The following is a 10,824-nucleotide window of genomic DNA, read 5'->3' on the forward strand; positions in this document are numbered from 1 at the left end:
GCAGATAGTGCATATTTCATAAAAATGGTTTATATGAGCGTTTACACTGTTTCATATGGATCAGATGCCCAATATGAAGGATCTGGAATACTTCTGTGAAATCGCACGCACCTGCAGTCTGACCCAGACCGCTCGTCTTTTCGGCGTATCCCAGCCCACCGTCTCCTACGCGCTCAAACGGTTGGAGGCCGAGGTCGGAAGCCGTTTGGTCACCCGGAACACCTCCCACCACGGCTTGGCGCTCACCCCGAGCGGACTGCTGTTCAACGACCGGGCATCATCCATTCTTGAGCAATACCGCAGAGCCAAACGGGACGTCGAAGTGATGTCCACGCAGAAGATCCGGTTGGGTTTGCCGCCGATTATCGCCTCCGCACTGTTCCCGAAAATCGCCGTCAGCCTTGACCGCAACCAGCTCCTCGACAAGGTGAATCCGGTCGAGGTCGGTTCCCGCCGTCTGACCAAACTCCTGCTTGATGATTCCTTGGATATGGCGCTTCTGGGCACGACGCAGCGCGTCAGACATCCGAAACTTGAAAGCGTGCCGCTCCTGCAATCGCCATTCACCATCGCCATGAGCGTCGATGATGAGCTGGCCGACCAGGAATCAGTCTCCATCGCGCAGATACGGCACAGACGCTTCATCACACTCGATGAGAACTTCATCCATGAAGCCGCTTTCCGCAATATCGCAAGACGCCACGATTTCATCCCGGACGTCATGTTCACGAGCAACAATATCGAACTCATCACCGGCATGCTCAGAGCCGGACTGGGCATCAGCTTCCTCGCCAGAATCGCAATCCAACCCGATATGGGAATCATCACCAAAACGATCAGCGAGGCGAAAACGCCCCAATTCAACATCTCGCTCGTCACACAGCAGCACACGAATATCGCACTGCTTGACGACATCGCCGCAACAATACAACGCAGCGTCCAAGAATAATCGCGTACCCCCAACGGATTTTTACCGCCGCACGGTGCAGTGACATGTCGAGGGTGCATGCCGAATAAGGCATCTCGCATGTCGCATCCCACATCACGAACCACGCGTCACGAACCCGGCATGCTGCGATTCCACCACCGGCAAGCCGAACTGGCCAAGCTCGGCTGATGTCACCACCTTCGTTGCATGCAGGGATGCATCTCAGGGACGGCTACATCGAGATACCTTCAAAGCCCTGCTTGCCAAAATCCGTGAGGCAGTTGGGTATGCACGCATAAGATGCCCGGTGCGATCATTCGTCAATATGCAGCTTCAGGGCTCCGCAGAAAGCACAACGGCCATCCTGCAGCGGGGATGGTCGTTGTTGCGTTCGGCAGACTTCAATCGCGCCGAAGTCAGGTTTAGGCGAGTGCGGTGCCGTTGAATAGGGTGGTTGTGTTGCCGCCGATCCAGATGGTGCCGTTGGTGCCGGGGGTGATGGTGATGCGTCCGGTGCGGCCGAGTGTGGTGCCTTGGGAGATGGTGTAGGGGTGGGTGGTTTCTCCGGTGCGTGCGAGCCATTGGCCCACGGAGGCGTTCATGGATCCGCATACGGGGTCTTCCTTCACGCCGACGCGTGGGGCGAAGGTGCGCATCTCGAAGGCGGCGGGTGAGCCTGGCGGGTAGGCGCCGATGGCGCCGACCATCGCGTCGGGTATGCGTGAGAGGTCGGGGTCGAGGTCGAGGACCTCCTGGGCGGTGGCCAGTCGCAGGACGGCCCAGCCGGGCCCGTTGTCGACCCATTGGTGGGCGCTGACCTGTGAGGGGTCGATGCCGAAGGCGTCCACGATCCGTTCGAGGAACTCGTGTTCGAGTGGGCCGGTGCGGGTGGTGGGCGGCGCGGCGAAGGAGAGGGTGCCGTTGTCGTCGGGCCGGATGGGGATCATCCCGGCCCGGCATTCCTGGATGATGCGTTCGGGGTCGTGGGGTGTGCCGCCGTGTTCGAGCCAGGCGTGGGCGGATCCCAGGGTGGGGTGCCCGGCGAAGGGGAGTTCGCCGCCGGGGGTGAAGATCCGCAGGCGGTAGTCGGCCTCGTTGCTGGTGGGGGGCAGGATGAAGGTGGTCTCCGACAGGTTGGTCCAGCGCGCGATCCGTTGCATGTCCTGCTCGCTCATGCCTTCGGCGTCGACGATGACGGCCAGGGGGTTGCCCCCGTAGGCTTCGGGGGAGAAGACGTCGACCTGGGCGAATGGGCGGGTGCGTGGCATGGGTGCGGCCTTTCTGTGTGTGGTCTCTATGCTGGTCATTGTATAGCCGTTGGCGGGCGTTTTGATTGCCTTTCGTGATGGTAAAATCCGTTTGTGGGCAATGAACATAATGTGGATGGCATAGATCGGGCAATTATCGATGTCCTGGTCCGGGATGCGCGTGTGAGCAATGTGGATCTGGCGGCACGGGTTGGTCTGACGCCGGCCCCGTGCCTGCGCCGGGTCAGGCGGTTGGAGGCCGAGGGTGTGATCACCGGCTACAGGGCCCGCATCGACCCGGTGGCGGCCGGGCGGTCTTTCTGCGTGTACATGCAGGTGGAGATCATCGGCACCAGCCAGCGGATCGTGGAGCAGTTCGAGGCGGCCGTCGCATCCTATGACGAGGTCACCGAGGTCCGGCGCCTGTATGGGCCGGTGGATTATCTGATCCGTGTCGAGGTCGCCGATGGGGGTGCCTACGAGCGTTTCCAGTCCGAGAGGATGTACCCGCTGCCCGCGGTCCGGCGCATCGAGTCGTATCCCACCATGAGACTCATCAAAAGCAGCGCCTACGACGCCGCAACTGCGACCTTCGAATAACGGTTTATTGAGGGCACGCTGCAAGAGGGTGATCGACCTGATTGCCTCTGGGACTTAGGTGGGGTGAGCGGAGTCATGCCTTATGGTATGAGTTCTGTTATGAGTTCGGTCCGTGGGGTGGCTGCCGGTGCCTATGCGCCGAGTTTGCCGAGCACGCGGTAATGCGCGCAGACGAAATCATCGTTTCTGGATGTGTCCAGCAGTTCGAGTTGCAGGTTCCGGGGGAGCAGGGCTTTGCCGCTGCCCAAAGTGACGGGTGCGAGCTGGATCCAGAGTTCATCCAGATGACCCGCATCGGCGAATTGGCCGGCGAGGTCACCGCCTCCCATGACCCAGATATCCTTGCCTTGGGCGGATGCATGAATGTCTGCGAATGACGACCCGACATCGTCGCTGATGAAACGGATGTCGGCTCTTTCGATCCCGGGTAGTTGCCGGTGGGTGAACACCCAGGTGGGCTGTGAGTATTCCCAAGTGTCCTGATGCTTGAGCAGCCATTGGTAGGTTGATCTGCCCATCACGAGTGCGCCGATTCCCGGGATGAATGATTCGTAGGACATCGGCCCTTCCTGATCGAAGTGCTGTGCGAACAGCCATTCAAGGGAATCCTGCGGCGTTGCGATGAAGCCATCAAGGCTTGACGCCGTATAGAAATGTGTCGTCATAGTGACATCCTACGTGGTGCGGCGCTGGCTGTGCGGGACAAGCAAGCGCTGTCAGCGGGCAAGGCACATGCAGACATGGATGTCAGGGGCTTTCGAGAAAATCCTCGATAATGAAGAACTTCGGGAATCGAAGCCGCCCACCTGAGGTCGGCGAGAATCCCACACGGATGCCGCTGGATGGATAGGGATATGAGGAGCCGCCTAGCGTGGCAACCGCCCGGCATGGGAACCGGCTGAAGGATCCATCGCTTGGAGACTTCCGGCCCGGCAAATGGGACATCAGCGCGGCGGTTCCAGACCATGGGTGGGATACCGCTGACGGCGAGGGTGCACGGCTCGCGATACGGTGGTTCCCGCACTGGTAATATCACCGACATGGGCGTCGAAAGGCAGGGCATATGAGCTACGTGACGATTAAAGAGGTGGCTCAGGAGGCGGAGGTCTCGGTGCCCGCCGTCTCACAGGTTCTGAACAACACCGGACGCATATCGGATGCCACACGTCAGCGGGTTCTGGATGCCATAGCGAAACTGAATTACATCCCCAATTCGGCGGCCCGCTCGATGCGATCGAGTCTGACCAAAACCATCGGTCTGCTGGTGCCGGATATCCGCAACTCGTATTTCGCCTCGTTGATTTCGGCGGTCACCGAGGAACTGTCCAAGAACGGCTACGTCTGCCTGATCGGCTCCTCGGGGGAAAGCGTCAAAGGCCAGGACACTTTTCTCAGATCCCTGCTTTCCCAACGGATCGACGGCACGATCATCGTTCCGCAGGGCACGATATCGCCGGGGCTCAAGCGCTTCCTGGAAACCGATCTGCCGGTGGTGTTTCTGGATCGAAGCATCAGCGGCATCGGGCAGGACTCCCATATTCCCCTTATCGATTCCGACCCATTGCCCGGTATCGAGAAGGCGATCCAATCAGCCCGGGCCCTGGGACATAGCAGCATCGGTTTTGTGCACGGTCCTATTGCGGAATCACCGAGCCTCAAGGAACGTCAGGATGTGTTCGCGTCGGTCGCGGCCGAGCTCCTGGGTGATGATGGGGCCGTTATCGCCGAGCCGACCGACGCGCTCAGCGCGATAACCGGTCTGCTTGACCGGGGGGTGCGGACCTTCATCTTCGGGTATTCGCCGGATGCCTTGGTCGCCATCGGCTATTTCCGCGATCATGGTCTGGTCATCGGCAAGGATGTGTCGATGATCAGTTTCGATGACATTCCGCTTTTCGAGCTGGCGACCCCGGCCATCTCCGTGATTTCGCAACAGGTGATCACGATGGGTGTTCGGGGGGCCCGCACTCTCCTGGGGTTGATGCGGGCGAAGAACTCCTCGCATCCCGGTCCCAATCGCGCCGAAAACCTGAGGATTCCGACCGAATTGATTGCGCGTGAGTCGATGGTGGATTTCTCGGCTGATCCCAGATAGCGCGATACGACTGTTTCCGATCCCGGAGGCGTTTGAGTCGTTTGAATTCTCTGAAGCGCCTGAGCTGTTTGAAACGTTTTGCTGTCTGAAGCGCTGGGCTACATGAGCCGTCCGGATTATCCGAGTGGTCTGAAGCAGATGACCTCGTGTTGAGAGGCCCGTGGCGGTTATCACTCTCTGGTCTTCGAACAATCACCTTCATTCCAAGTGCCGCTTCAGTGGAGTAGGCCGTATGTCGGGCAACACGTGCCCCGACCAAGGTTGTGGGCGCGGGGCATATGCCGGTCGATGTGCCTCAATCGGCACTCGGTGAGCGTCACATGTTTGGCAGACCACGTGCTTGACAGACCGCATGCCTGATGGAGCGTATGCCGGACGCCATGTCTCAGATAGCACGTAGCGGGATGCACTTGCGCCGGGCACCGCGCCTGCTGTCCGAGACACAGACCGGGCGGCGAGCCGGCAGCGCACACCCATGCAGTCGCAGAATCCGCGATACGGCATGCAGGCCGCATCCCGCGTGTGCTTGGGACGCGTCCCCGAACATCCCGCCGACAGCCGTGCCCTCCCTGCCGCATTCCCATAGGCACAGGACGTGTCTGGACGGCAACGCTTTTGTTCGCGTCATCCCAGCCGCATTCCCACGGGCGCAGAACGTGTGTCGAATTGACAAACCCGGCCCCGATGCATACGATTAATAGCACATTGATATAACGATATATCAATCTATTTCTGACAATGGTGTTATGGAGTCTTACGATGAAGAAGACAGGAATTCTGAACAGCGATCTTGCAAAAATCGCTGATGATCTCGGTCATACAGATACGGTGTGCATAGGCGATTTGGGTCTGCCCGTTCCCAAGGGAGTGGAGAAGATCGACCTGGCCCTAACCCGCGGCGAACCTGGTTTCCAGCAGGTGCTCGATGTGTACCTGGAGCATGTGGTGGTTGAGAAGGTGTTTCTCGCAGAGGAGATCAAGTCGGAAAACCCCGAACAGCTCAGTGCCATACTCGGCAAACTGCCGCCGACGACGGCAGTCGTGTTCATCACGCATGAAGAGCTCAAAGCGCGTACAGCGCAATGCAAAGCCGTCGTACGAAGTGGTGAGGCGACTGCGTATTCAAACATCATCCTTCAATCGGGTGTGACCATCTAGGGCCTGGCGGCTCACGAGGGCGCATCACAAGAAAGGGCAGCTATGAAAATCGAAATGACGCATATCGCAAAATCATTCGGTTCCAATCAGGTGCTTAAAGATATCAACCTCACCCTGAATTCCGGTGAGGTCCATGCATTGATGGGGGAGAACGGAGCGGGAAAGTCGACGCTGATGAACGTGTTGACCGGCCTGTTCCCGGCCACCGGGGGCCAGATCAGTATTGACGGTGAAACGAAATCCTTCGCGAACCCCAAAGAGGCGGAACTGTTCGGCATCAGTTTCATCCATCAGGAAATGAATTCATGGCCGGATATGACCGTGCTTGAAAACCTCTTCCTCGGCAGGGAGATCAAACGTGCCGGGGGACTGCTCAACAACAAGGAGATGAAGGCCAGGGCCAAGGATGCCTTCAAGCAGCTTGGCGTCAACATCCCCCTGGACACCTTGATCGGCACGCTTTCCGTCGGGCAGCAGCAGATGATCGAAATCGCGAAGAGCTTTCTCGCAAATCTGAAAATCCTCATCATGGACGAACCGACCGCAGCCTTGACCGAACGCGAAACCAATCGACTCTTCGCCGTCATCGAAACACTGAAGGCGAAGGGCGTCGGCATCGTCTACATCTCGCACCGCATGGAGGAGATCTTCAAGGTCTCGCAATTCGTGACGGTGATGCGTGACGGTCAGATCATCGATACCAAGCCGACAGCCGAGACCAACGTCGATGAGTTGGTCCGTAAGATGGTCGGCCGTGAGATAACCGATTACTATCCCCGCAAGGACACCCCGATCGGTGATGTCATATTCAGCGTCTCGCATCTCAACAGCGCGGGAGGGTTGTTCGAGGACATCTCCTTCGAAGTCCGGGCAGGGGAGATCCTCGCATTCTCTGGTCTGATGGGAGCCGGACGCACGGAAGTGATGCGTGCGATTTTCGGCATCGACAAGCTGAAATCAGGCACGGTCACGCTGAACGGGAAGCAGCTCAGGATCCGCAAACCCGTTGACGCCATCAGACACGGCATCGGATTCCTGACCGAAGACCGGAAAACGGAAGGTCTGATCCTGGACTTCTCGATTCGTGAAAACGTCGTCCTCCCGAAGAAGGACAGTTTCGTTCGCCGAGGCCTCTACAACGCCAAAGCCGCGGCCATATTCGTCCGAGACCTGATCAATCGTCTCTCGGTGAAGGCGACCAGTGACGAGCAGCTCGTCTCCGACCTTTCAGGAGGCAACCAGCAGAAGGTCGTTATGGCCAAATGGGTGGGAATCTCGCCCAAAGTGCTGATCCTCGACGAGCCCACACGCGGTGTGGACGTCGGTGCCAAACGAGAGATCTACGAACTGATGAATGAGCTGGCGGGACGTGGCGTGGCCATCGTCATGGTGTCCTCCGACCTTCCTGAGGTCCTCGGCATCAGCGATCGCATCATCGTCATGCACGAAGGAACGATCGCGGGCCAGCTTCCCGGCAAAGGTGCCACGCAAGAACAAGTCATGCAACTCGCAACGTTGGGAGAATAAGATGAAATCACTTGGAAACCTGAGCAAAAGGTTCAGCAGTCTGACCACGCTCGCCGCTCTCGTCATATTGATGGTCATCATCACCTTCATCAATCCGAACTTCTTCACGGCCAACAACCTGCTGAATCTGCTGTTGCAGGTGACGGCGAACGGCTTCATCGCCTTCGGCATGACCTTCGTCATCCTCACCGGCGGCATCGATCTCTCCGTCGGGGCGATACTCGCACTGTCCAGCGCGCTGGCCGCAGGAATGATCGGAGCCGGCATGCCGCTGCCGCTTGCCGTGTTCCTCTGCCTGGTGATCGGTGCCTTCCTCGGTGCGGTCAACGGATTCTTCATCGCCTACGGCAAGATGGCGCCATTCATCGTCACGCTGGCCACGCAGATGGCCTACCGTGGTCTGACGCTCGTATTCACCAACGGCAATCCGCTCACCAATAAGATGGACGGTTTCTTCCTGGCCTTCATCGGTCAGGGATACCTGTTCGGCATACCATTCCCGGTCATCATCATGATCATCGCTTTCGCCCTGCTTTTTGTGCTGCTGCACAAAACATCATTCGGCAAGTCGGTGTACGCCTTGGGTGGCAATGAAAAAGCCGCATACATCGCAGGTGTGCAGTCCAACAGGGTCAAGGTGGCCATCTACACGATCTCCGGCGCGATGTCGGCGCTTTCCGGACTGGTCATCACATCGCGTCTCTCCTCGGCGACCCCTCAGGCCGGCAGCGGCTACGAGATGTTCGCCATCGCCGCCGTGGTCCTTGGCGGAACCAGTCTGATGGGTGGCAAAGGACGTCTGACGGGCACGATGATCGGCGTGCTGATCATCGGTGTGCTCAACAACGGACTCAACATCATCGGGGTATCCGCCTTCTGGCAGCAGGTGGTCGAAGGTGTGGTCATTCTGGTCGCCGTGCTCATCGACGTATTGAGAAACCGCAAATCCCTCCGGATGTGACAGGAAGCACCGCCCAATCAGTCATCACGCAATCAGTCATCACGCAATCAAGCATTACCTATTCGGCGGCACTAAATCAGTGTCGTCAGGAAGAAAGTGGGAAGAAACAATGAAGTCGCTAACCATGAAAACAGGTATCAAAGCAGTCGCCGCCATCGCCTCGGTGGCCTTGTTCGCAGGCCTCAGCGCCTGCGGTCAGACCGGACTCGGCACCGCGGACAACGCCAGCTCCGCGGCGAAGAAATCCCCCAGCGAGCTGAGCATCGGGGTGTCCATATCGACGACGAACAACCCCTATTTCGTCTCAATGGATGAGGCGATTCAGGCCATGGCCAAGAAGAACGGCACCAAGGTGACCGTGGCGGACGCGCAGAACGACGCATCCACACAGCTCAACAATGTGCAGAACTTCGTGAGCCAGAACGTCGATGCGATTCTCGTCAACCCGGTGGACTCCGATTCCATCGTCCCGGCGATCAAATCCGCGAACAATGCGGGGATCCCGGTCATCGCCATGGACCGTGGAGCGAATGGCGGCACGGTGCTCTCGACCGTCGCATCCGACAACGTCGAAGCGGGCAAGATGGCCGCGCAGGCCGTGGCCAAAGCCTTCGGGAACGACGCCAAGGTCCTCGAACTCTCAGGAACCCCCGGCGCATCCTCCACGATCGACCGCGGCAACGGATTCAACAACGAGGCGAAGAAGCTCGGTCTCGACGTCGTATCCAGCCAATCAGCCAACTTCGATAGGACCACGGCCCTGAACACCACGCAGAACATGCTTCAGGCCAATAAGGATGTGAAGGCCATCTTCGCGCAGAATGATGAGATGGCGCTTGGCGCGATGAAAGCCGTGCAGGCATCCGGGCAGGAGATCGGCATCTTCGGCATCGACGGTGAATCCGAAACCCATACCGCCATCAAAAACGGCACGGTGACCGCAACCGTCGCCCAGCAGCCCGCCAAGATCGGACAGATGGCACTGCAGGCGGCATACGACCACTTCAATGGCAAGAAGGTCGAGAAGACCATCAACTCACCGATCTACCTGGTCACGAAGGATAACGCAGACGAATACCAGTGGTAGACGGACTTCGCCCGTCAAAGGCGTGGCCCACGTGCGGCGGGCCGGATTCCAGCACGACACCGTGGAGTCCGGCCCGCCCGCCGTCTGGGGATAGTGTGGTTGCTTGTCGGATGGAAGAAAGGAATGTTGAGCGCATATGAAGACGAATGAAGAGATTCGCTCCGCTTTCGAGCGTGTGGCCAACAGTAGTGAGAGCGTAACCGTCATCGGCTCGATGAACGCCGATTACACTGTGGAGACCGAACGGCTCCCGCTCCCGGGTGAGACGGTGAAGGGAGGTCCGCTTCAGATTCTCGCCGGCGGCAAGTCCGCGAATCAGGCGAGTGCCGCGGCACGGATAGGCACGCGTGTGATCATGCTTGGTGCGGTCGGCGACGACGCCAATGCCGACTTCCTCCTCAACGAGCTGCGCAAAGCCGGTGTGGATGTCTCCGGGGTGGCTCACAAACCGGGGCCGAGCGGAACGACGGTCATCACCGTTGACTCCCATGCCGAGAACGTCATCGTGTATTCGGCAGGCTCGAACGCCAAGGTGGATGCGGATTACGTGACCGCAGCCGCTTCGGATATCACCGCATCCCGGACGCTCGGCCTGTGTCTGGAATCACCGATGCCGGCCGTGGTGCAGGCGGCCACAATCGCCCACCAGGCGGGTGTCACGGTGCTGCTCAACAATTCGCCCTTCCAGAAGGAGCTTCCGCAGGAGCTGGTGGACAATGCGGACATCCTGCTCGTCAACGAGCATGAGATGGCGCAATATCTTGGCATACAGCCTCCTGCGAATGGAGACTGGTCCTCCATCGATTGGCCGGATGTGGCATTGCGAATGCATGCCAGCGGTTTCGACGAGGCTATCGTGACGCTCGGTGCGGAAGGTTCATGCATACTGTCCTACAAGGATGGGCTTGGGGAATTCGTGATGATTCCCTCGGTCACGGTGCGGGCGGTCGACACCACCGGTTGCGGCGATGCCTTCATGGGCGCCATACTCGGCGGCCTGGCAGCCGACCTCAGTCTGTTGGAGTCGGCCAGACTGGCCGCCTACGTCGCCGCATACGCTGCCACCGGTCTCGGTGCGCAGACCTCATACGGCAGCCCGCAGCAGATTCTTGGGCAATTCAGGATGTGAACGATCCCTTATATGCCGCCTTGATATCGCCACCGGCTCGGCTCATCAGCCGGCCAGCCCCATCGGCTGGCCGGCCGAATGCTTGGTGAGCT

10 protein-coding genes are annotated in these 10,824 nt (G+C 59.0%); 8 read left to right on the top strand and 2 right to left on the bottom strand.

The window, feature by feature from the left end; translation table 11 throughout:
• Positions 1 to 64: 64 nt before the first annotated feature.
• The gene (locus BPSY_RS07365; RefSeq protein WP_160247986.1) at positions 65 to 949 is read left to right on the top strand and encodes a LysR family transcriptional regulator; all 885 of its coding nucleotides are present in this window, start codon (positions 65 to 67) and stop codon (positions 947 to 949) included.
• Positions 950 to 1,350: 401 nt separating this feature from the next.
• On the opposite strand, the gene BPSY_RS07370 is transcribed toward BPSY_RS07365, so the two are convergent.
• Positions 1,351 to 2,235 carry a PhzF family phenazine biosynthesis protein gene (locus tag BPSY_RS07370; RefSeq protein ID WP_202961804.1) on the bottom strand — a complete coding sequence of 295 codons (885 nt, stop codon included), beginning with the start codon at positions 2,233 to 2,235 and terminating at the stop codon, positions 1,351 to 1,353.
• Between the two features lie 54 nt (positions 2,236 to 2,289).
• On the opposite strand from BPSY_RS07370, the gene BPSY_RS07375 reads away from it, so the two are divergent.
• Entirely contained in the window at positions 2,290 to 2,775 is a 486-nt protein-coding gene (locus BPSY_RS07375) for an Lrp/AsnC family transcriptional regulator (RefSeq protein WP_033497549.1), read from the top strand.
• A 131-nt stretch (positions 2,776 to 2,906) separates the two neighbouring features.
• Here BPSY_RS07375 and BPSY_RS07380 read toward each other — a convergent pair whose 3' ends face one another.
• Positions 2,907 to 3,440 (bottom strand): dihydrofolate reductase family protein, encoded by a 534-nt coding sequence (locus BPSY_RS07380; protein ID WP_033497550.1) that lies wholly within the window; start codon positions 3,438 to 3,440, stop codon positions 2,907 to 2,909.
• Positions 3,441 to 3,838: 398 nt separating this feature from the next.
• Here BPSY_RS07380 and BPSY_RS07385 point away from each other — a divergent pair, with 398 nt between their 5' ends.
• From BPSY_RS07385 to BPSY_RS07410, 6 genes are all read left to right on the top strand, one after another.
• Positions 3,839 to 4,870 carry a LacI family DNA-binding transcriptional regulator gene (locus BPSY_RS07385; RefSeq protein ID WP_033497552.1) on the top strand — a complete coding sequence of 344 codons (1,032 nt, stop codon included), beginning with the start codon at positions 3,839 to 3,841 and terminating at the stop codon, positions 4,868 to 4,870.
• Between the two features lie 759 nt (positions 4,871 to 5,629).
• A complete protein-coding gene (rbsD, locus tag BPSY_RS07390) occupies positions 5,630 to 6,028 on the top strand; it encodes a D-ribose pyranase (RefSeq protein ID WP_033497553.1) in 399 nt (132 codons plus the stop codon).
• A gap of 42 nt (positions 6,029 to 6,070) precedes the next feature.
• Positions 6,071 to 7,555: a sugar ABC transporter ATP-binding protein gene (locus BPSY_RS07395; RefSeq protein ID WP_033497554.1), complete on the top strand. Its 1,485-nt coding sequence runs from the start codon at positions 6,071 to 6,073 to the stop codon at positions 7,553 to 7,555.
• Between the two features lies 1 nt (position 7,556).
• Positions 7,557 to 8,516, top strand: coding sequence for an ABC transporter permease (locus BPSY_RS07400; protein WP_033497556.1), 960 nt, complete (start codon positions 7,557 to 7,559; stop codon positions 8,514 to 8,516).
• Positions 8,517 to 8,625: 109 nt separating this feature from the next.
• Entirely contained in the window at positions 8,626 to 9,603 is a 978-nt protein-coding gene (locus BPSY_RS07405) for a substrate-binding domain-containing protein (RefSeq protein ID WP_202961805.1), read from the top strand.
• A 136-nt stretch (positions 9,604 to 9,739) separates the two neighbouring features.
• Positions 9,740 to 10,732 (top strand): ribokinase, encoded by a 993-nt coding sequence (locus tag BPSY_RS07410; RefSeq protein WP_033497560.1) that lies wholly within the window; start codon positions 9,740 to 9,742, stop codon positions 10,730 to 10,732.
• Positions 10,733 to 10,824 lie beyond the last annotated feature (92 nt).

The organism is Bifidobacterium psychraerophilum, assembly GCF_000741705.1.
GTDB lineage: Bacteria > Actinomycetota > Actinomycetes > Actinomycetales > Bifidobacteriaceae > Bombiscardovia > Bombiscardovia psychraerophila.